The sequence below is a fragment of the Candidatus Phytoplasma ziziphi genome, from assembly GCF_003640545.1.
In the GTDB taxonomy this organism is placed as follows: Bacteria; Bacillota_I; Bacilli_A; order Acholeplasmatales; family Acholeplasmataceae; genus Phytoplasma; species Phytoplasma ziziphi.
The window spans coordinates 294,478-320,189 of sequence record NZ_CP025121.1 but is presented as its reverse complement, the minus strand read 5'-3'; the positions used below and the strand labels follow the sequence as shown (position 1 = coordinate 320,189).

At 22.1% G+C, this 25,712-nt stretch carries 17 protein-coding genes; 3 read left to right on the top strand and 14 right to left on the bottom strand.

Features of this window, described 5'->3' with window-relative positions; genetic code table 11:
* Positions 1–92 precede the first annotated feature (92 nt).
* Entirely contained in the window at positions 93–1,976 is a 1,884-nt protein-coding gene (locus CWO85_RS01680; protein ID WP_121463959.1) for an ABC transporter ATP-binding protein/permease, read from the top strand.
* Between the two features lie 532 nt (positions 1,977–2,508).
* The gene (locus CWO85_RS01675; RefSeq protein WP_121463958.1) at positions 2,509–4,200 is read left to right on the top strand and encodes an ABC transporter ATP-binding protein; all 1,692 of its coding nucleotides are present in this window, start codon (positions 2,509–2,511) and stop codon (positions 4,198–4,200) included.
* A gap of 113 nt (positions 4,201–4,313) precedes the next feature.
* Here the strand turns inward: CWO85_RS01675 and CWO85_RS01670 are convergent, their stop codons facing one another.
* The 9 genes from CWO85_RS01670 to asnS all read right to left on the bottom strand — a co-directional run bounded on the left by CWO85_RS01670 (position 4,314) and on the right by asnS (position 15,557).
* Positions 4,314–4,916, bottom strand: a complete 603-nt coding sequence (locus CWO85_RS01670) for a nitroreductase family protein (RefSeq protein ID WP_121463957.1) — start codon at positions 4,914–4,916, stop codon at positions 4,314–4,316.
* A 228-nt stretch (positions 4,917–5,144) separates the two neighbouring features.
* Positions 5,145–7,076, bottom strand: a complete 1,932-nt coding sequence (gene thrS, locus CWO85_RS01665; protein WP_121463956.1) for a threonine--tRNA ligase — start codon at positions 7,074–7,076, stop codon at positions 5,145–5,147.
* Positions 7,077–7,202: 126 nt separating this feature from the next.
* Positions 7,203–8,576 (bottom strand): tRNA uridine-5-carboxymethylaminomethyl(34) synthesis GTPase MnmE, encoded by a 1,374-nt coding sequence (gene mnmE, locus CWO85_RS01660; RefSeq protein ID WP_121463955.1) that lies wholly within the window; start codon positions 8,574–8,576, stop codon positions 7,203–7,205.
* A gap of 41 nt (positions 8,577–8,617) precedes the next feature.
* Positions 8,618–9,565, bottom strand: coding sequence for a DHH family phosphoesterase (locus tag CWO85_RS01655; protein ID WP_121463954.1), 948 nt, complete (start codon positions 9,563–9,565; stop codon positions 8,618–8,620).
* 122 nt (positions 9,566–9,687) lie between these two features.
* Positions 9,688–11,199, bottom strand: a complete 1,512-nt coding sequence (locus tag CWO85_RS01650) for an extracellular solute-binding protein (RefSeq protein WP_161554980.1) — start codon at positions 11,197–11,199, stop codon at positions 9,688–9,690.
* Positions 11,183–12,094: a carbohydrate ABC transporter permease gene (locus CWO85_RS01645; protein WP_121463952.1), complete on the bottom strand. Its 912-nt coding sequence runs from the start codon at positions 12,092–12,094 to the stop codon at positions 11,183–11,185. The genes CWO85_RS01650 and CWO85_RS01645 overlap by 17 nt, the downstream gene beginning before the upstream one ends.
* 26 nt (positions 12,095–12,120) lie before the next feature.
* Positions 12,121–13,041 carry a carbohydrate ABC transporter permease gene (locus CWO85_RS01640; RefSeq protein WP_121463951.1) on the bottom strand — a complete coding sequence of 307 codons (921 nt, stop codon included), beginning with the start codon at positions 13,039–13,041 and terminating at the stop codon, positions 12,121–12,123.
* The gene (locus CWO85_RS01635; protein ID WP_121463950.1) at positions 13,042–14,136 is read right to left on the bottom strand and encodes an ABC transporter ATP-binding protein; all 1,095 of its coding nucleotides are present in this window, start codon (positions 14,134–14,136) and stop codon (positions 13,042–13,044) included.
* 29 nt (positions 14,137–14,165) lie between these two features.
* Positions 14,166–15,557 carry an asparagine--tRNA ligase gene (gene asnS, locus CWO85_RS01630; protein ID WP_121463949.1) on the bottom strand — a complete coding sequence of 464 codons (1,392 nt, stop codon included), beginning with the start codon at positions 15,555–15,557 and terminating at the stop codon, positions 14,166–14,168.
* Between the two features lie 834 nt (positions 15,558–16,391).
* Between asnS and CWO85_RS01625 the strand changes: the two genes are divergently transcribed.
* Positions 16,392–17,174: a hypothetical protein gene (locus CWO85_RS01625; protein WP_121463948.1), complete on the top strand. Its 783-nt coding sequence runs from the start codon at positions 16,392–16,394 to the stop codon at positions 17,172–17,174.
* 1,758 nt (positions 17,175–18,932) lie between these two features.
* Here CWO85_RS01625 and CWO85_RS01620 read toward each other — a convergent pair.
* The 5 genes from CWO85_RS01620 to rbfA form a co-directional block, all read right to left on the bottom strand.
* Positions 18,933–19,706: a hypothetical protein gene (locus CWO85_RS01620; protein ID WP_121463947.1), complete on the bottom strand. Its 774-nt coding sequence runs from the start codon at positions 19,704–19,706 to the stop codon at positions 18,933–18,935.
* 200 nt (positions 19,707–19,906) lie between these two features.
* Positions 19,907–21,193, bottom strand: a complete 1,287-nt coding sequence (locus tag CWO85_RS01615; protein WP_121463946.1) for a glucose-6-phosphate isomerase — start codon at positions 21,191–21,193, stop codon at positions 19,907–19,909.
* A 25-nt stretch (positions 21,194–21,218) separates the two neighbouring features.
* A complete protein-coding gene (locus CWO85_RS01610; RefSeq protein WP_121463945.1) occupies positions 21,219–22,643 on the bottom strand; it encodes an MATE family efflux transporter in 1,425 nt (474 codons plus the stop codon).
* Positions 22,644–23,105: 462 nt separating this feature from the next.
* Complete coding sequence (gene priA, locus CWO85_RS01605) at positions 23,106–25,262, bottom strand: replication restart helicase PriA (RefSeq protein ID WP_121463944.1); 2,157 nt, start codon at positions 25,260–25,262, stop codon at positions 23,106–23,108.
* 102 nt (positions 25,263–25,364) lie between these two features.
* A complete protein-coding gene (gene rbfA, locus CWO85_RS01600; protein WP_121463943.1) occupies positions 25,365–25,712 on the bottom strand; it encodes a 30S ribosome-binding factor RbfA in 348 nt (115 codons plus the stop codon).

Below are 25,712 nucleotides of genomic sequence, written 5' to 3'. Positions count from 1 at the left end.
ATAAGCTAAAATTATTTTTTTATATTTTATTATATTTGGAACTTCCAAATATAATAAAAAATTATTTTTATAAAAAAGGAAATGAATGTTACATGTTTCAAATAAATAATTTAAAGAAAAGTTATGTTACTAAAGGCGGTTTAGTTGCGCCAGCTTTACATAATATTTCGCTTACCTTACCTGACACAGGAATGTGTTTTATTTTAGGCAAATCAGGTTCTGGTAAATCTACTTTTTTTAATATCTTAACTGGAATAGATACCGCTAGTGATGGTAAAATTAGTGTTGCTAAAACTGATATTACTAAATTTAATCAAAAACTATTAGATAACTATCGTAATGGGATGATTGGTTTTGTTTTTCAAGAATTTAATTTAATGGACGACATGACTATATTCGAAAATATTGTTTTGACTGTTCAATTACAAAATAAAAAACCTGATATGAATTTAATTCACAGTTTACTTGACAAAGTGGGTTTAGATAAAAACTTGTTAAATCGTAAAATAAATCAACTTTCAGGAGGGCAGAGACAAAGAGTAGGAATTGTAAGAGCTTTAATAAAAAACCCTAATATTATTTTCGCAGATGAACCTACTGGTAATCTTGATAGTGAATCAGCTAGTCAAGTTTTTGATTTATTAAAAGATTTATCCAAAGAAAAATTAGTAATTATTGTTTCTCATGATAATGAAAATTCTTATAAATATGCAGATCGTATCATTGAACTGAAAGACGGAAAAATAATATCTGATTCAACGCGTAAACGTAATACTAAAAATAAAGTAGAAGAAAAAAATTCTTGGAAATCTTGGAAAGTAGGGCAAACTTTAACTCAAGAAATGTTAAATACTTTACAAAAACAACAAACAAATCCAAATTATCAATTGCAAAATAATTTCTCGCCAACTGATCAAAATAAAATTATCCAAGAAAGAAACGATTTTATTTCCGCTCCTAGTCGTTTGCCTTTCAATTTAATTTTTAAAAATGCTTTGAATAGTTTTAAAAATAAAAAATTCTTTTTAATTTTAGTTACTATAGTAACTATATTTGCGACACTTATTTTCAGTACTATATTTGGTTATTTTTTAGCTTATAAAAGTAGCGGATTCGATAAACACATGGAAAAAATATACAATACAACGGAAAAAAAAGGCATAGACCGACAAGCCATAAAAAACAAAGCACAGAATCCTGGACAAGAAGAAACAATTCAATCTGTTGAAGATCAAAGATCTGAAGCATGTAAATTGAAACAAATTCGAACAAAGTTGCGTGAAATATATCCTAATATAGAAGCAAATGTGAATGATAAACAAATTAAAAGATTCGAAAGTTTCATAGGTACGACAACGTTTTCATCTATGATATATACCGAAGTAATTAATGTCCTTACTAATAAATTGTTTTTATTTTGTATCACATTCGTCCCTGGTATAATGATTTTACTTTATTTTAATATGAGCGCTAAACTACAAAATCGTAAAATGGGGATTTTAAGATCTTTAGGTTCTAATGGTGTTAATGTCGGCAAAATTTTCGCGGCAGAAGGTTTTATTTTCGCGATTGTACAAACATTCTTCGTTTTTGTTTTAACATCGTGTTTTTTATTATACGCAAACGTATCTTCTTTGATGTTTGGTTCTATCAATATAAACAAGATAACAGACACAGATGTAAATAATAATTTTTTGAATAAAATAATTGATATACAATCATATTATAATGATGACAGATATGGTCGTAAAGAATATATGGGTGAAATTTTTTTCGATAAAAATAATTCTAATTATGTTATTAATTTTATGCGAAATACATTTAGTCCTTTTTTAATTTGGAGTCCTATTTTAAGAGTTTTATATTTTATTCTTTTAAATTTTAGTTTTATTTTCTCTCTAACAATTGTTTTTACATCTTTTATTATTTACAAATGGTCTACTAAAAAACCAATTGATATTTTAAATAATAAATAATTATTTTATCAAAAAACCACTTAATAGTGGTTTTTTTTATTTATATATAAAATGAAAAAAATAATATATACTATGAATAATTAGTCTTTGAGAATTTGCTTTCAATGGTAATTTTGATAAAAACATTTTTTTTGGGCAAATACCATAACAAAAAAACACAGTCTTATTTTTAGAATATTTTTTGTACGTTTTACAAAAATATTATTTTTTTTAAAAAAATAATTAAATTTAATTCTTTTTTTAAAAAAATGTATAATATAAATAGTTCATATTAAAAAAATAAGATGAATAAAAAAATTTTTTTAAAAATATTTTAAAAAATTATATTTTATATCAAAATAAAATTTAAGCGCTTAATCAAACGTAAAGAAAAATCCTCTTTTTTACTTAAAAATATTAAATAAAAAATAACTTTCTAAATTTTTGTTCAAAAATTCATTTATATTTCGCCATTATTTTTTTATATTAAAACAAATTATATTTATTAAAATAAGCTAAAATTATTTTTATAAAAAAAGGAAATGAATATTACATGTTTCAAATAAATAATTTAAATAAAAGTTATGTTACCAAAGATGATTTTATCGCGCCAGCTTTACATAATATTTCACTTACCTTACCTGACACAGGAATGTGTTTTATTGTAGGTAAATCAGGTTCTGGTAAATCTACTTTGTTTAATATCTTAACTGGAATAGATACTGCTAGTAATGGAAAAATTAGTGTTGCTAAAACTGATATTACTAAATTTAATCAAAAACTATTAGATAACTATCGTAATGGGATGATTGGTTTTGTTTTTCAAGAATTTAATTTAATGGACGACATGACTGTATTGGAAAATATTATTTTAACTGTTCAATTACAAAATAAAAAACCTGATATGAATTTAATTCACAGTTTACTTGAAAAAGTAGATTTAGATAAAAGCTTGTTAAATCGTAAAATCAATAGACTTTCAGGAGGGCAAAGACAAAGAGTAGGAATTGTAAGAGCCTTAGTTAAAAACCCTAATATTATTTTCGCAGATGAACCTACTGGTAATCTTGATAGTGAATCAGCTAGTCAAGTTTTTGATTTATTAAAAGATTTATCCAAAGAAAAATTAGTAATTATTGTTTCTCATGATAATGAAAATTCTTATAAATACGCAGATCGTATAATTGAATTAAAAGATGGCCAAATAATATCTGATTTAATACGTACAAATAATACTAAAAATAAAGTAGAAGAAAAAATTTATTTAAAAAAAGAGCGAATTTTAACTCAAGAAATGTTAAATAATTTACAACAACAAATAAATCAAAAATCTCAATTGAAAAATAATTTCTCACCAACTGATCCAAACCAAATCATCCAAGAAAGAAACGATTTTATTTCTTCTCCTAGCCGTTTGCCTTTGAAGTTTATTTTCAAAAATGCTTTAAATAGTTTTAAAAATAAAAAATTCTTTTTAAGTTTAGTTACTATAGTCACTATATTTGCGACACTTATTTTCAGTGTTATATGTTTTTATTTTTTAGCTTATAAAAGTAACAGAATTAGTACCCACATGGAAATAATATCGAATTGGAACACAGAAACAAGATATAGTAATGAATTCATGGAACTAGTATATGAGGCATCTCAAATGTATCTTGGGATAACTAATGTACTTACTAATAAATTTTTTTTGTTTTATATCACATTCATCCCTGGTATAATGATTTTGCTTTATTTTAATATGAGCGCTAAACTACAAAATCGTAAAATAGGGATTTTAAGATCTTTAGGTTCTAATGGTATTAATGTTGGCAAAATTTTTGTGACAGAAGGTTTTATTTTCGCAATTGTGCAAACATTTTTCATTTTTGTTTTAACATCGTTTTTTTTATTTTACGCAAACGGATCTTCTTTATTGTTTGGTTCTATCCCTATAGAAAAGATAAGCATCGAAGATATAAATAGTTATTTTTCAGATCATGTGGAAGATATAAGAGATTTTTTTACTAATCCAGACAAAATCAGTCGAGGCCAAACGTTATTAGATAAAAATAATTCTAATTATGTTGCTAATTGTATACGAAATATAGTTTATCCTTTTTTAATTTGGCACCCTATTTTAAGAGTTTTATATTTTATTCTTTTAAATTTTAGTTTTATTTTCTTTCTAACAATTATTTTTACATCTTTTATTATTTACAAATGGTCTACTAAAAAACCAATTGATATTTTAAATAAATAGATAGTTATTTTAAAAAACCACTATTAAGTGGTTTTTTATTTATATATAAAGCGAAAAAAATTAAGAATAAGAAATAAAAACATATATGTCATCTCAATTATTTATTGTTTTTATTATAAAAAAGAAACAAATTCTTTAGGATCTAATTTAAAAGCTTTTTTATTTTTTATAACATCTTTTTCGGCTTTACCCACGGCAATCAAAATCATAGGAATATAAAAATCAGGAATATCAAAAAGAGCGTTTATTTTGTCAAAATCACAACCACCCATAAAACAAGAATTATATCCAAATTTTTGAAGAGTCACAACAAAATTAAGAGAAACGATTCCGCCTTCTAAAAAAATTTCATTTTGTAATCGATTAAAACTTACATTATCAAAATAATAATTCATTTTATTCATTATAAGTTCTTTAGTTTCGTTAGTCATTTCTCCATTTAATACCTTTTGACTATAAATATATTCTCCTGAATTTTTTTTATTTAAATTTCCACAAACTAAAACTATAGCCGAACTAGTTTCTAATTGAATCGTATTACCTTGAAGAACTTTTTTTAATTTTTTTTTATTTTCTTCACTTTCGAAAACAAAAAAACGCCAAGGTTGCAAATTAAAAGAAGAAGGGGTATAACGAATATCATCAAAAATTTTTAACCATGTATCATAAGTTATTTTATGATTTTTTTGAAATATTCTAACTGTTTCAATACGCATAAAATATTTTCCTTTAAATATTTTTTTTATTATTTAAATCAAAACATCAAATAATAAAAAATGAAATAAGCAAAACAATTTAAATTACAAAATTATTTAATTAAAACGAATTTTTTTAAAAAAAATAATTCCATCAATTTAATAAAATAGAAAAAATATTTTTATAATTGAGGAATTTATTTTTTTAACATATTTTGCAAATAAAAATTAAAGATTTAATTGAAAAATTTATTTTTTTTCTATGATAATTTTATTTAACATTTGAATAAAATCATCAACAGACAATGTCTCTTGTTTGTTACTTTGATATTTTCTAAAAGTTATAAAATTACTTTTGATTTCTTGATCGCCTATAACTATTTGATAAGGGATTTTTCTTGTTTGCGCTTCTTTTATTTTATAACTTAAACTTGATTCTTTATCATTTAATTCTACTCTAAAATTATTTTTAATTAATAAATTTTTAATTTTTCGAACATGTTCTAAATGAAATTGATTATTCACAGGGATTAAAACAATTTGTATAGGAGCAAGCCATAAAGGGAAAGCTCCTTTATTTTTTTCCATCAAATAAGAAACAAATCTTTCTAAAGTAGAAATAATAGCTCTATGAATTACAATAGGAGTAACTTTTTTATTATCAGGACCTACAAAACTTAAATTAAAATTTTGCGGTAATAAAAAATCTAATTGAATAGTTGATAAAGTTTCTTCATTTTTTAAAGCAGTTAAAACTTGAATATCTAATTTAGGACCATAAAAAGCAGCATCGCCTTGAACTTCTTTAAAAGGAATCTTATTCTCTACTAATATTTCTCTTAAAATAGATTCTGATTTGCGCCACATTAAATCATTATCAAAATATTTATTTTTATTTAAAACATCTCTTGTGCTTAAATTAAAACTATATTCTGTAATATCAAAATCTTTATAAACTTCTAAAACAAAACTAATAATTTGAGTAATTTGTTCTTTAATTTGCCCTTCATGAACAAAAATATGAGCATCATTCAAAGTCATTTCTCTTGTTCTTTGTAAACCCGAAACAGCTCCTGAATGTTCATAACGATGCATCATTCCTAACTCTGCAATTTTAAAAGGTAATTCTTTATAACTACGTAATTGTTTTTTAAAAATCATCATATGATGAGGACAATTCATAGGACGTAAAACTAATTTTTCTTTATTAGCAAGATCCATTATAGGAAAAATATTTTCTTTATAAAGTTCCAAATGACCAGATTGTTGATATAATTTAGTATTAGCTAAAATAGGAGTATAAACGTGTTGATAATCATAATTAAGCTCTTTATCAATAATATATCTTTCTATAATACGTCTTACAGTAGCCCCATTAGGTAACCAAAAAGGCAGGCCCAAACCTACTTCTGAAGATAACATAAAAAAATTTTGTTCTTTATTAATATTTTTATGATCTCTTTGTTTTCTTTCTTCTAATAAATTTAAATGCTCTTTTAAATCTTTTTTATTAAAAAAAGAAACTCCGTAAATTCTCGTTAAAGAAGAATTATGGACATCGCCTTCAAAATAAGAACCAGATATTTTTAATAATTTAAAATTTTTCATAATATGAGTATTAGTTAAAAGAACATTTTCTAAATGTAAATCTTCAAAATCTTGGCAAGAATAAATATTCATTAATTCACTATCTTTATTTTTTTCTAATATTGACAGTTTATATTTATTGCAAGTAAATTTATCACATGCTTCTTTATGAGTTATTTGTTTTTTAATAATATTTAATTTTTCTTGAGAAATTTGTTGCATCATTTTTTCTATTATAGATAAATCATTATGAGAAAAAACAATATCTTTGAAATCTACTTCACAATAAAAACCTTCTTTATGAGATGAGATCGTAACTAAAAGAGATTCAGGATAAATTTTTTTAATAGCTTGTAATGTTAAAAAAGCCGTATTATAATTCAAAATTTTGAAACTTTCTGGATGTTCTGAAGTTATAATTTCTAAATCGCCATCAGTATTTAATTTTGTTTTTAAATCAATTAATTTTTCATTAAAATAAGCTGCTATTGGTTTTTGAGAAAAATTCATTTTATTTTGATCTATAATTTCTAAAACATTAATTCCTTGCGCAAATGTTCTAGTTAAACCGTTTTTAATTTTGATATTAATCATTTTAAATTATATAATTCCTTTTTTATTTTTATGGAAATGACGGAAATTATATATAAAATTAATATTAAATAAAATACAAAAATAAATTTTTATCAAGTATTGTATTTACTATTAATTTTAATATTTTTATTTTCCTAAACAAAAATTAGAAAATAATTCGTTTAGTAATCCATCTGGAATATTTTTGCCTAAAATATTATTTAAAGCATCATAAGCTTCTTTTAAATTGATTGTATGTATATCGATAGGTATTTTCTTTTCAATATCTAAAATAATACTTCTCAAAGATTCTAAAGCAATATTTATTTGTTTAATATGTCTAGCGTTAGATAAATAATTGAAATCTTTATCTTGAATTGTATCTAATTGAAAAATCTTTAAAATATTATTTTTTAAATCTTCAATTCCTTCTTGGGTATGATTAGAAATCGAAACCATTTCTTTTAAATTTTTATCAAAATTAATTTTTGAAGGTAAATCGGATTTACTGCCTATTATAATTCTAGGATATTTTTTAGTTAATTCAAGTAATATTTCATCATCTTTTTCTAAATAATTACTTTTATCTAATAATAATAAAACTAAATCTGCTTTTTGTAAAAGTGTTTTAGTGTTTTCGACTCCTATTTTTTCTATCGGATCATTAGTTTCATGGACGCCTGCTGTATCTATCAAAAATAAAGAAACGCCTTTAATATTTAAAAATCCATCTACATAATCTCTTGTAGTTCCTGCAATATCAGAAACAATAGCTCTTTTTTCTTGTAACAAAACATTTAATAAACTAGATTTGCCTACATTTGGTTTCCCAATAATTAAAGTTTTAATTCCGTTTTTTAAAAAACGATTTTTAAAATATAAATTTAAAAGTTCTTCCATTTGAGTAATCAATTCTTTAATTTGAGGTAAAATAATTTCATTAGTCATTTGTTCAATATCTAAATATTCAGGATAATCAATATTAACTTCTATTTGACCTATTATTTTCATAATTTTCTTATTTAAATTCTCTACTAATTGAGAATTTTTTTTTTGCAAACCTAAATTGGATAATTTAACGACATTTTCGTTTTGAGCGAAAATTAAATCCATAATTGATTCTGCTTGAATCAAATCTATTTTATCATTTAAAAAAGCCCTTTTACTAAATTCTCCTGGTTGAGCTAATCTAATATTTAAAGATAAAATTCTCTCTAATAACAACTGAGTTATTAAAATACCACCATGTCCCTGAACTTCGACAATATCTTCGCCAGTAAAAGAATGAGGTTTTTTAAAAACAGAAATTAAAACCTCATCTAAAATATTTTGATTTTTATCTAAAATAAAACCATAATGAATAGTATGCGAAGGCGCTTTTAACAAATCAAAATTTTTTTTAACACTTTTAAAAATTTTACTAATATTTTCTATAACTCCAGATCCACTAACTCTTATAACACTAATACTTCCAGTTCCTAAAGGAGTGGCAATAGCAGCAATATTATCATGATCAAACATAATCTGGATTTTTTACCTCATTTTAATATAAATAAATAAACTTATTTTTTATTATTTTCTAAATTAAATTTTTTAATTGAATCTTTTATTAATTTAACAACTTCGTTTAATTTTTCGATTGTGTCAACAATAACTCCGCAAGCTTTTTTATGGCCGCCGCCGCCAAATTGATGAGCAATATCGCTTATTTCTGGGCCTTGAGTGCGAATGCTTAATTTCCAACTACCATTTGGTAATTCTAAAATAAATGCCCATACTGGATTATTTTCGACATAACTTAACATATTCAAAATTGAAAAAGCTTGTTCAATATTTATATTAAATTGTTTAATTATTTGTTCAGAAAATTTAAAATAAATTAAACCTTCTTCAGCAACACAATTATTACATACATAACCTTGAAATTTTAATAAACCTAAACTTTTAAAATTTATTTTTTGATCGATTTCGAAAACATCCAAATCATATTCCAATAAACTAGCTCCAATTTTGAAAGTATTAGAATTTACTCTTTCAAAACGAAAATGACCTGTATCAGTTACTATACCTGTATATATAGGTAAAGCTCCTTTTTTAGTTAATTTTAAATTATGATATTCTTTAAAATGATAAATCATTTCTGAACAAGAAGCAAAATTACTATCTATCCATTCGTATTCACCAATTTTTTCTATAAATAAATGATGATCAATTCTAATAATCATTTTTCCTAATTTATATCTAAGATCACTTATAACTGAACTTTGTCCACAATCGACAACAAATACTAAAGCTTCTTTATAAGTGTCATCTGTTATTTGATCTTTTATACCTAAAAAAGATAATTTCGGTTCTTCTTCTCCGACAACATAAACCTTTTTATTTGGATAAGTTGTCATAATTATATCTTTCAAACCGAATTGAGAACCATAACAATCTCCATCAGGTTTTTTATGACCATGAATAATAATTGTATCATTAAGTTCAATTTGTTTTTTAATAAATTCCATTTTAATATAATCCTTTTTGATAACATTTCATAATTGTTCGGGTTTGATTTTAAAAAAATTTATAATTTTAATCGAATAAAAAAGTGATATTTATCACAAAATATCGATATATAAATGTTTTTTTAATTTGTCAATATTCTGTTTATAGCTTCTGTCAATAATTCTTTAATTCGTACATCTTTGTCATTTGTATCTTTATCAATCGTTAAAACTTCTATAAATAAATCTGATATAATATTTCTAAAAAAATCCGAATTTTCAAAAATAGAAGTAGTAAAAAAATTATTTTCAGATTTTTCTGCATTCTTTACAATAAATTCTTTAAAAAAATTTTTCCTTAGAGATTTTAATTCTTCTGTTTCTTCTTTATTTTTTTCTGTTTGTTCTTTTTGTATTGTTTCTATATTAATATTTTCAGTTTTTTTGTTATCACGTGTAATATTAAAAAATTTATTTTCTTTTAAAAAATCTTTATAAACGTCTTCAGAAGTTAAATGTTTTAAAAAAAACCAAGAAGCTAACATCTCGTCTTTATTTTTAGAATAAAATAAATTAACATTTGAACCTTGTAAAATATTTTTATTTGATTCAGAATTAACAGTAGGCACATTTGTATAACCCAATTTAGGAATAAAAGCATTGTCTATGCATAAATTGTCTAACCTTCTTGTTGATGTAATATAAAAAGCAATATTGTTGTTAATAAGAAGTTCAGGAACTTTATCTTCTTCGCCAGTCAATTTTCCTAAAGTTAAATGTTTATTATCATATCTGGTTTTAAATTCTTGCAGTAATTCTTGAACTTCAGAGTTATGTAAAAAATCTTGAGTTTGTTCTTTTGTTAATGGGTAATTTATTCCTTTTTGTTGAGTAGAAATTATAAATAAATTAGATTCGCTATCAACAACTATTGGTATAAAATCTTTTTTATTTGAATCTTTTAATATTTTAGATATTTCATCCATTTGAACCCATGACAATGAATCTTTTGCTATTTCCCCTTTGTCATTTATTAATTCAGGAATTTTATCATGGATAGATTTTAATAAATCTTTATTATAAAACATAATTTCTGTTGTTTTTAAAAAAGGTAAATAATAATAATGTTTTATTTTGTCTTCTATTTGAATCGGTGCGAAATAATATGGTAAAAAATCATTTTGTTTATTGTTTTTAAAATCTTCATCTTTATCTATAAAAGCATCTAAAGGAAGTACTTTATTAGATTTATGATAAAATCCCACATGATCAGGATAAGAAACAACTAAATTAGGTTGTTTATCAACAGTTAAAGCGTTAGAAACATGTTTAAATATTTGTCCCCAATTTCCTTTATTATCTTCTAAAACTTCGATACCAGGATAATCTTTTTCAAAATCTTGAATAATCTTGTTTAATACTTTTCTTTCTTCCGCATATAAATTATGCCAAAAAGTAATTTTAACCTTTTTTTTAGAATTTTTGAAATATTCTTTAGCGTCTTTGAATTCGTCTATTGTTAATTGAAAAGGTTCTTCTTTTAAATTGTTTTTTTTACGAATAGCAATTATATTAAAAATAAAAGCAATATTAAATAACAATAAAAAATAACCGAAAAGAAATAAAAAATTTTTAATTTTATCCCTTGATACCACTTTTATTTTCTCCTGAGACGATATATTTTCTAAAAAAAATAAAAATCAAAATCAAAGGTATATTAATTAAAAAAGCAACCGCCATTTGAATATTTATATTTTGTCCTATTTCATTATCAAAAGTTTTTCTTGCCATATTAGTTAATAATTTAGCTCCCATTAATTCTGGCCAAGCATAAGCATTCCAAGCAGCTACTATTCTAAAAATAACAGTCACAATAATAGAAGATTTAGTAATAGGAACTAATATTTTCCAAAGATACTTCCAATTACTAGTGCCATCTATTTTAGCGCTATAATATAATTCTTTAGGAATATTATTAAAAGTTATTAATAAATGAATAACATGAACTATATTAATCAAATAAGGAATAATTAAAGCGTAATCAGTACCAAATATTACTTGCGGCCCTCTGCCATAATCAACCCAACCTAAATTAGAAACAATTCTATAATTAATTATTGTTAATGTTTCGCTAGTCGTCATTAACCCTAAATATAACAACAATATTATTACAGACTTAGAACGAAAATGAAAAATATTACTTAAAGCATAAGCTGTCAAAATAGAACAAAAAGTTCCTAATAAAGTAGATAAAAAAGTAACTCTAAAGGTGTTCCAAAAATAAGGCATAAATTTAAATTGCCCTACAAAAGCTTCTTTGTAATTTTCTATAAAATGAAATCCATTTTTAGGTAATGATAATGCATTATCTTGCATAATTTCTGTTGGTGTTTTTATAGATGTAACAAACATCAAGTAAAAAGGTAAAATAAATAAAAAAGTAACTAAAAATAAAAATAAATATTTAAAAAGAGATAAAAAATCAATTTTTTTAATTCTAATTACTAAATCATTCCAAAAATTTAATAAAGGTTTTTTTATACTATTCATTATACTTCTATGGCCTTTAAATTAACTTATTTTTTTTTAGAAAAAATAAAACTTGTTATTGTAAATAAAATAGAAATAATAAATAATATAATAGCAGCTGTTGTCCCTTTGGAATAAGATTCTAAAGTAGAACTAGATAATTGATTATAAATATAACCCACTATTGTTCTTATTTTATAATTATGATTATGCCCAAATAAACCAACAACAGATTCATATTCTTTAAAAACAGCTAACATCTCTATAATAAATTGATAAAAAATGACAGGCGCGATTAAAGGCAAAGTTATTTTGGAAAAAATACGCCATCTAGAAGCTCCATCCATTTTAGCCGCAGAATAATATGATTTATCAATTTCTTGCAAAGCTAAAATAAAAACAAAAATTTTGAACGACAATCTATTCCAAATATTATATAAAATTAAAACAAATATTTTATGACTATATGGTGCTGTTCTATTAATCCATTCATGTTCAGAACCAAAACCTAATTTTCCTATAAACAAATTAAATAAACCATTTGGTTTATCAGAAATAAGTCCAAAATTATAATAAAAGAAAATACCAAAAATCATTCCCATAACAACATTATTAGAAATTAAGGGCAAGAAAAAAAAAGTTTTAAAAGTATTTTGAAAAAAATAATTTTTAACATTATTTAAAGTTAAAGCAATCACTAAAGAAATAAAAATAGAAATCGGAACTACTAAAAAAACTAATATTAAAGTATTTTTCAAAGCATAAAGAAATTCTTCATCTTTGCAAACTTTTACATAATTACTAAAAGTTATAGGAACATCGCAAGTATCGCTAAATTTATCATAATGAGTAAAAGAAATAATTAAAATTTTAACTAAAGGATAAAAACTAAAAATAGTTAAAATAATCAAAGCAGGAGCTAAATAAAACCAATGATTATTTTTTTTTTGATTTATAATATTCAACATTTAATAAATCCTATTACCACTTTTTTTATCAAAAATAAAAAATCTATTTTCAACAATATTGAAGCGAAATTTTTTTTTATAAACATTAGATAAATCTAATAATTTTTGTTTATAAGTAGGAATAATAATTTGAAAGGTTTTATGAACTGAATTAGGATGTTTTGCTAATAAAAATAATTCTCTTCCGATATTTTCTAAAGCTATTCCTTCTACTTCAAAAATACCATTATTTTCTATAGTATATCCTTCCGGTCTTACAGAAACATGAACTTCTTGATTCATATTATTAAATCGAGAATGAGCCAAAAGAACTGTATCGCCTATCATCAATTTACCATCTTTAATTTGTCCGTTAAAAATAGAAATATGTGGAACACCTAAAAAAGATGCTACAAATAAATTAACTGGATCTTCATAAATTTTTTTAGGAATATCTTTTTGTTGAATAACACCTTTATTCATTACATAAATTTTATCACTAATAGACATTGCTTCTTCTTGATCATGAGTTACAAAAATAGCTGTAATCTTTGTTTTTTTTTGAATTCTTCTAATTTCTTCTCTCATTTTTAAACGAAGTCTTGTATCTAAATTAGATAAAGGTTCATCTAATAATAAAATTTTAGGATTTTTAATTAAAGCTCTAGCTAATGATACTCTTTGTTGTTGTCCTCCAGAAAGTTCAGAAGGTTTTTTATCTAAATAGTCTTCAATAGAAGCTAAAACAGAAATTCTTTCGACTTCTTTTTTAATTTGTTCATCTGAAAATTTTAAATTTTGCAAAGGAAAGATAATATTTTGAAGTACTGTCATATGCGGATATAATGCATAATTTTGAAACACCAAACCAATTCCTCTTTTTTCAGGAGGTAAATCGGTAACATCTTTATCATCAAAAAAAATTTTTCCTTCAGAAACTTTTGATAATCCTGCAATCATATAAAGAATAGTTGATTTTCCACATCCTGAAGGTCCTAAAAGACTTACTAACTCTCCCGTAGCGATTTCTAATTTAATTTTGTCAACTGCGTAAGATTTTTTTTTATTTTGTTTATTTATAAACACTTTAGAAACGTTATCTAATATTATTCCCATAATTAAAATCCTTTAATATTTTTATTATTTTAAAAAAAAGCTTTTTTAGAAGCTCTAGGAAATGCTATAACATCTCTAACATTATCTAAACCAGTTAAATAAAGTAATAATCTTTCGAATCCTATTCCGAAACCTGAATGTACGCAGCCGCCAAAACGACGCAAATCTAAATACCATTCCAATTCTTTTTGAGAAATATTAAATTTATTCATCTTATCTTTTAAAACTTCTAAATTTTCTTCTCTTTGAGAACCACCTATTAATTCTCCAATTTTAGGAACTAATAAATCCATAGCGGCAACAGTTTTATTATCTGGATTATTTTTCATATAAAAAGCTTTTATATCAATAGGCCAATCAATAACAAAAACAGGTTCATTAAAAAGATTGGTTAAAAATCTTTCATGTTCTGTAAATAAATCTGAACCATAAACAGGTTTATTTTCGAATTCAATTCCGCTTTTTGATAAAATTTTAATTGCTTCGGAATATGTAATTTTTTTAAATTCTTTTAAATTAGCTATTTTTTCTAATCTTTGAATTAAATTTTCTTCTACATTTTGTTCTAAAAATAAAAAATCTTCTTTATTTTTGTCTAAACAATTTTTAATAATGTATTGAAGCGTTTTTTGAGCCATTTTCATATTTTCTTGTAAATCGCAAAAAGCCATTTCTGGTTCGATCATCCAAAATTCTGATACATGTCTAGAAGTATTAGAATTTTCAGCTCTAAAAGTAGGGCCAAAAGTATAAATCTTTTTAAAAGCTAAAGCCATCGCTTCACCTTCTAATTGTCCTGTAACAGTTAAAAAAGTTGGTTTTTCAAAAAAATCTTGTTTAAAATCGACCTTTTTATTCTTATCCAAAGGTACTTTATTTAAATCTAAAGTAGTAACTTGGAATAATTCTCCTGCACCTTCGCCATCGCTTGTAGTAATAATGGGTGTATGCGCCCAAATAAATCCTTCTTTTTGAAAAAAATCATGAATAACAATACTAGCTGTATTTCTAATTCTGAAAACAACTCCGAAAAGTTTAGTCCTAAATCTTAAATGTGCTACTTGACGTAAAAAAACTTTAGAATGTTTTTTAGATTGAATAGGATAAGAATCATGATTCTCTCCTAAAATAACTATTTTGTCAGCTAATAATTCAAAAGGTTGAAGCGCATTAGAAGTAAGCACTAAATTACCTTCTAAATATAAAGAAACTCCTACTTGTAACTTATCTTTTATTTCCATAAAATAATGTTCTTTAACATTTTTATAAACTACTTGTAATTCTTTTACAAAAGTACCATCACTTAAATCACAAAAAAATAAATTTTTTTGAAAACGACAATTTTTAATCCAACCATTAATAAAAATTTTTTTATTTACATTCGAAATGTAATTATTATAAAGATATTTAACAGAACACATTGTTTCCCTCTTTAATAAATTTTAAATTCTTATTTTTTTCAATTACATATTTTTTCGAATTTAAATCAACAATTTTCTATTTTTGGATATTTTATAAAAAAATAAATTCAAAAAATAAAATTTATTTAAAAAATTTAAACCTTTTTACCATAAAGTAATTATTTTTAAGACTAATACTTTTTTAATTAGGTAGTAATATTATATCAATATTTATAATATTTTAAATAAATTTTAATCTTATTTAATTTAAAGTTTTCTTTTATTTCCAAATAAACATATTATATATTAAAAAGAAATTCTCCGATTGGGAAAAATAAAACTTTTTAAAATGAATAATTTAAAAGTTAAATCATTTTATTTTAAAATAAATAATTTAACTTTTTTCTTTTACATAAGATAATATTAAAAAAGATTTCGAAATTATTATTTAAAAAATACATAAATTGTTTTTTTTTTTTTTTAACTTATAATTATTATATAGAATAATAAAATAAGATTAAAATTATTAATTTTAAAAATAAAAAAAATTCTTTTTTAATTCGAACGCAACAATATCTCTTTGGAAAATCCCTCAATTATAATTATAATTTTTATGATATTAGAATGTTAATTATCGAATAAATCAAAAACTCCAAACACTCCTACTACAGAAAAAGTAGTTAAAAAAACAAAAACAATGATAATTCAAAAAAGAAAATTAACTTTAATAAGTTTTTTTATTTTTTTAAAAAATTTTTAAAAGAAAATTGTTAAAACCTTAAAATTAAACATAAATTTAAATGACTAGATTCTCATATACAAGAGTATATTTTTATTTTACGACAACGCAACGCAATGGTCAAGAAAATAACTTATACCGAATTACTAAAATTACCTTTATCTAAAAAAATCATTATCACTTTATTAATTATGATATTTATTATTCATATTTCCATCTTCGCTTATCCTTGTTTTCGCCATCAAATTAAAGAAAATATCAAATTATATGACAAAAAAATTTACCTAAAAGAATGGTTAGAGAAGACAGAGTGTAACACAAAATTAAAAATACATGATGTCAGAGTTTTATGTACAAAAGATATTCCTATAATTTTGAAACATTTAGCAATTGAAATGAATAAGGACAGTCTCTTTAATGAGATCCCTGCTTATAACGCTTATAACGAAAATAAATTTTATTGGTATTTGAAAGATCCTCCGAAGGGTCTTTTGGGAGTCTACTTAAAACCAAGAATCAATCCTTTAAAAGAAAGATATCCTAATAAAGACCGTACATATACCCTCGAAGATCTCTTAAAATACAATTTCGCCATTGAAGAAACATTTGCCTTTTGGGATGCTAACAAAATAACTAATAAAACAGAAGCTCAAATTCATTTAGTGTCTCAAAGAATCAATCCTGGTCAAGATAAAGAGACACTTATTAATAACTATCTTATAAACCATAATATTATTAAAACACCAAAATTCATTAAATTAGGATGTTATAATGTTACAACCGATAATGGTTTTGAAAATTTACCATCAGCAAATTACCAAGAAAAACAAATCGAAGCTATTTATTTTGATGATGGTATACGTATTTTACCGGCACGCACCTCCGGCACCTCCAAGTAAAGAAACTAATATGAAATGTCCGTTCAATATTGGCCATACAAAGACTCAATATACCATTGAAGATCTATTAAAACTTTCCAATGGAGCCAAAAACATTTATATTTTTACTTTTTCATAACTAAAAAACAGAAATATTTTAATATCAATTAATTAGATGCATCTACTGAAAAAAAATTAAAGGAACTAAATTACAATCAGACAGAAAAAAATAAATTATATAAATAAATAACCAAACATCTACTTGAGATTTAATTAAAACAGTTTATCATTCATACCCAGAACCCAATAAAAAGAAAATTAACTTTAATAAGTTTTTTTTGTTTTAAAATTTAAAATAAAGAAAAATAAAAAATGAAAATTCAAAATTTAAATAAAAGAACTCAATTATAGTATCAAAATCAAAAAAAATATATTAACGCTTCTTCTTGGAATCACTAAGATAAATAGCACTTAGTTCCTTTTGTTATTACAACAAATTAATCCATAATAAAATATTCGTAACCATCGTCACAAGTAATAAAACAATTACAAAATAAATGTCTAAAAATTATAATTTTTTTCAGAATCAAAAAATTAATTTAAATTTTTTTCTAAAAATGATTTTGTCTAAGATATTAGTAAAAATAAAAAATATTTATCATTCGTCTATCAAGATTTATATAAAATTTCAAAAAATAATAAAATAACTTTTTTAGAAAAAATAAATTTAATTCTAAAAATAGAATAATTAATAAAAAATCATAAATTATTTTTTATTTCCTTCGAATTAAACAAAATATAAATAACAAAAATTAATAATTAACCCCACATGAAAAACTAAAATTGAGTTAAGTTTTTTTATAGATAAACTTAAAAAAAATTAAAGAAATAAATACACAATTAAAAGAATTATTAAAATTTTTAAAATTACTCATTTCAACGCTTGTTTCTTTGATAATATAATTAAATATATTAAAAAATTGTGTTTTAATTAAATTTTTCATTAACATATATTCTACCTTTGTTATTTTTATTATATATTTTTTTAATTTTTTGTTTTTAAATTTTTAACCTAATAATAAATAAGATGTTTGCCTTTTATTGCAAAATATTCCTTTTATCAATGTACGAACAAATTTTATTATATATTTATTTTTATTTAATTTTTATTTAATTTTTATTTAATTTTTATTTAATTTTTATTTAATTTTTATTTAATTTTTATTTAATTTTTATTTAATTTTTATTTAATTTTTATTTAATTTTTATTTAATTTTTATTTAATTTTTATTTAATTTTTATTTAATTTTTATTTTAATAAATATAAATATAAATATAAATTAAAATTTTTTAATTTATAGATGTTTAAAATAAAAAAATCCATAAATTTTTATTATGGATATTATTGATTTTAATTTTATTCAGGATTTTCACTTAAATTTTGAGCATTTAGATTTTTTCTTTTGTCGTTATTAATTATTGTTTATTTCGTTTATGTTTGTTAATTCTTTATCTTATTTATTATCTTTCTTTTTTTAATGAATTACTAAAATTATATATAAGCAATAAGTAATATAATAAAAAATACAGAATCAATTTAAATAATTTTTTTATTTTGTTTTAACATATTCATAATTTTCTTTTCTAAATTTTATTAAAATAAAAAAAGAATTTAAAATAATTAAATTCTTTTATAAGAAAATATATATTTTTAATATTTTTTTAATAAAAATAAATAATTTTGTGATTTTTTTATAAATATGATTATCGCAATATTTATTATTTGTCAATAAATTTATTTTTATATTTTTTATAAAAAAATAAACACAATCCACCTAATAAAATTAAAATAACTAAAGTGATAACAATCCATAAGAAAAAATTTGATTTATTATTAGTAATTTTATTATCATACGCTTTAGGATTATTTAAAGATGAAGTCTCGGAAATTTCTTTTTCTAAAATGTTTATTATTACTACGCCAGTCATTTTTAATATTTCTTTTCTTTGATCGGAAATAATAATACTTACTTGATTATCTGCTATATTTAAATCATCAATATTTAAATCTTTTAATAATGCAAAATTTATTTTTCGAATTTCTTCTAAAATTTTTTCTTTATTATTTTTATCAATTGTAGTAAGTTCAATAGTTCTTTTGTTTTCGGGTATAATCACATCTATATTTTGAATTTCTAAAATATTTAAAATTACTTGACCAGATATGTTAGTTATTATTGACGAATTCTCGGGAATCATAATTTGAATTGCATTATTTAACTTTAAATTTACATATTCTTTAGGTAAATCTTTTAATAAAGGATTTATTTTTCGAATTTCTTCTAAAATTTTTTCTTTATTATTTTTATCAATTTTTTTAAGAAAAATAATTCTTTTAGATATTGGTATAACTGTTTCAAGATTTTGAATGTCTTTGCCGTTAGATGCATTAATTAAACAAAATATTAAATGATTAAATAATAAAATTATAAACATAAAAAATAAAATCAAAATATTTAAATTTATTTTTTTGTAATTTGTTTTATTTATCATATCTTTTATTTAATATTATTTGACCTAAATAATATTACCTTTCTTTATTTAACAAAACTTTTCTAAGTTTAAAATATATTTTAATTTCGAAAACAATTTATAAATTAAATTATTTTTTTATTAAAAATTTAAATTTTAAAAATCTTAAAGAATGTAATTTGTTTAATATAAAAAGAAATATTATTTTTTTAAATAAAAAATTATTTATTTAAAAGAGAAGACATTTTTTTTTTGTAAATTTCTACTCCTGGCTGATCAAAAGGATTAATTTCTATTAAATAGCCAGACATAGCACAAGCTTTTTGAAAAAAGTAAATAAGGTAACCTAAGTTATATTCATCTAATTGAGGAATTATGATTTCTATATTAGGAACGCCTCCTTCTATATGGGCTTGTTTCGTAGCTTGTAATATTTTTTGATTTATTTCAGAAAAAGATTTGTTAGCTAAAAAATTTAATTTATCTAATTTTTGGTCAATCATTGGTACAAAACAATCATCTTTCATATTACTAACATTTAGAATTGTTTCGAACATTATACGAGAACCTTCTTGAATAAATTGTCCTAAAGAATGTAAATCTGTAGAGTTATTAACTGAACCTACAAAAAGTCCTTTTTCATTTTTACCTTCTGATTCTGCAAATAATTGTTTCCACCACTCAGCAAAAGCTAATAAATGAGGTTCATAACTAACAAATAATTCTGTTTTTTTATTTAATTTAGTATACATTAAATATCTAGCTACAGCATATTGATAAGCTAGATTTTTATTTAAGTCATCAGTTAAAGTATCTTTATAAGCTTGTTTAGCCCCTTGTAAAATAGCTTCTGAATCTAAATTAGCAAAAATAAAAGGTAAAATACCAACAATAGTTAAAACACTAAAACGACCACCAATAGAATTCGGGATAACAAATGTTTCATAACCTTCTTTTTTAGCGATATCTAATAAAATACCTTTATCAGCATCAGTAGTCACGAAAATTAATTTTTGAGCTTTTTCCTTGCCGTATTTATTTTCGATTTCTTTCTTTAAAATTCTAAAGGTCAAAGCAGGTTCTAAAGTAGTTCCTGATTTAGAAATCACATTAATTGCCCATTTTTTATCTTTTAAATGATTAATTAAATTAGTTAAATAATTACCTGAGACATGATGCCCCGCAAAAATAATTTGAGGTTTATTTTTATTAAAAGGCGCTTGAATAAATTCTATTCCTGCTTTAGCTCCCAAATAAGAACCTCCTATGCCTATCACTACTAAAACATCTAAATCTTCATTTAATTTTTTTAATTTTTGAATTTGTTTAATATCAGAAAAAATATTTTTTTGTAAAGGTAAATCCAACCAACCTAAATATTTTTTTTGTAATTCGTAATCTTTATGTAAGATATTATGTATTTTAGTTACTTTTGATTGTATTTGCGAACTTTCTTTTTCCCAATCTAAAAAAGTTTTTATCCCTTGAATGTTTAATTTTAAATTCATTTTTTTATAACTCCTAAATTTTATATTATTTTTTTTGTAATTCTATTATTTGTTGTTTTTTAATAAAAGAAATAAATAAAGCGATAGTAGTTATTAAGACAATTATATTACTTAAACTTGTACTTAAACCAAATTGAGTATAATCATTTATTTCAGTAAACTCATGAAATAACCATAATAAACACATTCTTGTTATAATTCTTAAAATATTCAACAATAAAACAATATTAGCATTTTTTTTATAAGACATTATATAAATCATGATCATGGAAGCCCAAACAGAAGTAAACAAAGACATTTGTTCGTAAAATAAAATTTCTTTAAAATTTTTTAATTTTTCACCCTTAATGTCTTTATTTGTTAAAAACGGAAGTAATTTTTCTCCGAAAAATTGATTTAAAAAAACACCTGCGATCCCAGTTATTAAAGTAATAATAAAAATATTTTTAAAAATTTTTAAAGTTTTTTTATTTTTATTTAGTGCAGCATTTTGAGAAACCATTACTGATTCAGCATCTTCAAAAGATTGAGAAATAGAATAAAAAATACCATTTATAACTGTAACAAATCCTGTTATAGCTAATAAATCGCGACCATAAAAGTCCGTAGCCATATCATTAACAAATTTTTTTCCGATTTCATAAGTTGCTTTGCCAATAACTAACATTCCTGATAATTTTAATATACTTTTGACAATATCTTTCGAAAAAATTAATTTATGAAATTGAATTTGAAAATCATTTTTAGGATGAAACATAAAATAAAAAGCTAAAATAGAAATCATGAAATTAGACAATAAATCTGCCCAAGCTAAATGAACAACTGTAATATCTAAACCTTTAATATGTTTAAAAATAAAGGATATTGAAATTCTACAAATAATATTAAAAACATTTAAAAATAAAACAAAACTATTTTTATTTTTAGATCTTTCTAAACCAATAAACATAGCATTGATTGTAATAAAAACAAAAGTTAATAAAGAAATATTATAATATTCTTTACCTCCGTCAGAATGATATTCTTTTTTTAAAAAAATATTTCCTAAAGGGGCAGGCAATAAAGCGCCAAAATAAAAAATAAAAAAAATGATTAAAGAGCTGAAGACTGCAATTACAAAAGCTAAATTTGCATATTGTTTCGCTTTTTGATTATTTTTTTGCTTATATTCTCTTGCCACTAAAACAACTCCGGCCCCACCTAAAGCTATAGCGATACTTTGAAGAACTTTTTTAATTTGTTTCATATAAGCTACAGCGGATTCAACATTATTATTTGATTTCGGATTTTGAATGATATAAAAATCTATTGCAGAACCTAAATGTTGAAATAATAAATATATAGAAATAGGAAAAGCTAAAATAATTAAATTTATCCAAATAGATCGTTCTTTTGTGAATTGTTTCGGTTCAAATATATTTTTATTTGCAGAAGAATTTTTTTTTGTCATAAAATAAATATTTATAACCTTTCCATTAATGTCTTTTATTAAATTAAAAATAAATTTTATTTGTTTATATTAAAATAAATTTAAAATAATGAATAAAAAAAGTATTAATTTTAAAACAAAAAAATTATTATATTTAGAATTAAGAAACGATTATAAAATAAAAATTATTAAACAAAATTTTGTTTAATAATTGCTTAAAATCATAAATAAAATTTATGATTATTTTATTTATTGAAAAATCATAATAAATTATTTTCATTGAATAAATACAAAAATAAACATTACATATTCTAAAATATTTATATATGTTTTTATTATATAAAATTTTATAATTATATACACAAATAAATTTTAATTTCAAATTTAAAAATCATAATTAAATAAAAAATAGAGATTAACTTTAAAAAGTTCATTTCTATAAATTGAAAATTTGAGATTCCAAAAGTAAATTAAAAATATAAATTAAATAATACTAGCAAATCGATCAAACAAAATAAAAGCATCTTCATTTAAATTTTGTTCAATAATAAAATTCAAATTCAAAGGCCAATCATAATATTTTAAAGTTAATAAAATTCTGTAATTTTTATCTTTATGAAAAACACAAGGATAAGTAGGTCCTAAAACTATAATTTTATAAATTAAATTATTTTCTAAAATTTTTTTGATTTTATTCGCAATAGTTAAAACTTTAAACATTTTAGAATGCGAAATTAATATTTTACTATAAAAACAAAAAGGCGGAATATTAGCTAATTTTCTATCTTTTAAAGTTTGTTCCAAAAAAGAAAAAACATCATAATATTGAGCTTTTTGAAGAACCAAATGGTTCGTATTATAACCTTGGATAATCATCTTTCCTTTTTCAGATAAATAATTAGATAGTTTCATTAATAATTGAAAAGTTTTTTCGGTTGCTTTAAAATTTGGGATATTCAAAAGAACATCTGCCATTAAAATACCTATAGTTTCGATAGAAGGTAATTTTAAGTTTTTAGCTATCATCTCTGTCCCTAACAAAAGATCGATTTTATTATCTTCTAATTTTTGCAAAATCTTTTGATATTGAGTTATTTTTTTGATATCATTAGAATCTATACTTACGAAATTAATAGAGGGAATCTGTTTTTTTAAAAATAAGGAAATATATTCAATCCCTAAACTAACATGTTTTAATGATTTATTAAGGCAAGATGGACATTGAGAAGAAAATTTTTCAGTATAATGACAATAAGTACATTTTAAAATAAATTGATTATGAACAAAAATTAAATTTTTATAACATTTTTTGCATTTAGGAATATAACTGCAAAAACGACATAAAACAAAAGGAGAAAATCCTAAAATATTAATAAATAAAATAGTTTTTTTCTTTTCTTTTATATTTTTTTGCAAATATTCTAATAAAACAGAAGATAAAGGAGATACATTTCCTTTTTTTAATTCTTCTTTCATATCAATTAATTGCATCTTTTGTTTATTTTTGTGAGTTAAATTCAAAAAAATAATTTTTTTTTGTTTAAGACGACAATAACTTTCTATCGAAGGCATTGTTGTAAAAAAGATTAAAGGTATTTTATGATATCGAGAGCGAATATAAGCTAATTCTTTAGAATCATAATTAGGACTTTTATCTTTTTCAATTAAAGACTCATCATTTTCTTCATCAAAGATAATAACCCCTATTTTTTTTAAGGGGGCGAAAATAACTTTCCTTGTTCCCATTACTATAAAAATTTTGTTCTCTTGAATATCTTGATTTTTTTGATAATGTTCTTTATAATCAGATTCATATGTTAAAACTGTTAATAAAATTTCTGGAAAATATTTTTTAATCTGTTCTTTTAAAAAAGAAATCAAAAGTATTTCTGGAACTAAAATTAAAACTTGTTTATTTTGTTGTAAAGTTTTTTCGATTAATTTCAAATATATGGCTATTTTATCTTCATAACAATCATAATATAATAAATAATTTTTATAACCATCCCAAGAAATTTGTTTCCAAATCAAATCTTGTTTTTCATTTAAACAAAAAGTATTTTTAAAATTAAGAATAATTTCATTTTTATGTTTAATAATTTCGGGTTCTATTGAAGGACGATAATCTTTTTTAGAAATGATAATTTTAGTTTTAATAATTTCTTTTTTTTGAAGTTTAAATAATTCTTCTGTAGACAAAACGATATCTTTTAAAGATAATATACCTTTTTTTTTAATTAAATATTCTTTAATTTCTTTATTCAATTCTTTTTCTTTAATAATGGTAATTTGCCTTATATAAGTGCTCAAAAAACTCCTTGGCATAATAGTGTTATATGCTAAAGCAGGATTGATGAAAGGAATTTTTAATATTTCTTCTGCTAATAAAAAAAACTCTTCATTTAAAAAAGGAATGTCATCTAAAATTTCTATAATAGACTTAATATATTTAGGTTCGACAAGAGTTATTTCTTTCAATTTTAAAATATATCCTAAGCGCTCAGTATTCTTATTTCCAAAAGGAACAATGACTCTCATTCCTCTTTGAGCTATTTTTACTAAATATTCAGGAATTAAATAATCAAAACATTGGCTTAAATTAGGAATTTTATTATCGACTATCACTTCTGCATACAACATATATTTTTTGAGCCTTTTTTATATTATTTTTTTATCTTTTTTAATAATTTATTTGAATAATAAAAAAAGATAAATGTAAATTTATCTTTTTTTATTTATTTTTTATTTTATAATATTATCTAAAATTTTATCTATTTTTTTTCCATAAGTTAAAGATTCATCGTATTTAAATATTAAATTAGGAATTTTTTTCATATGTTGAATTTTTCCAGCTAATCTTAAACGAATTTCTCTTTTATTTTCTTCTAAAGTTTTAGATACTAAACTTAAAAGTTCTGGAGTATCGTTTAAAATAGTGTAAAAAATGTTACAAAAAGATAAATCATTTGATAAATCTACGCCTGTTACAGTAATATAACCTATTTGAGCATCCTTAATGATATCATTAACTATATCCACTAATAATTCATAAATCAAATTAGCTCTTCTCTTATTTGTAATATTGTTCAT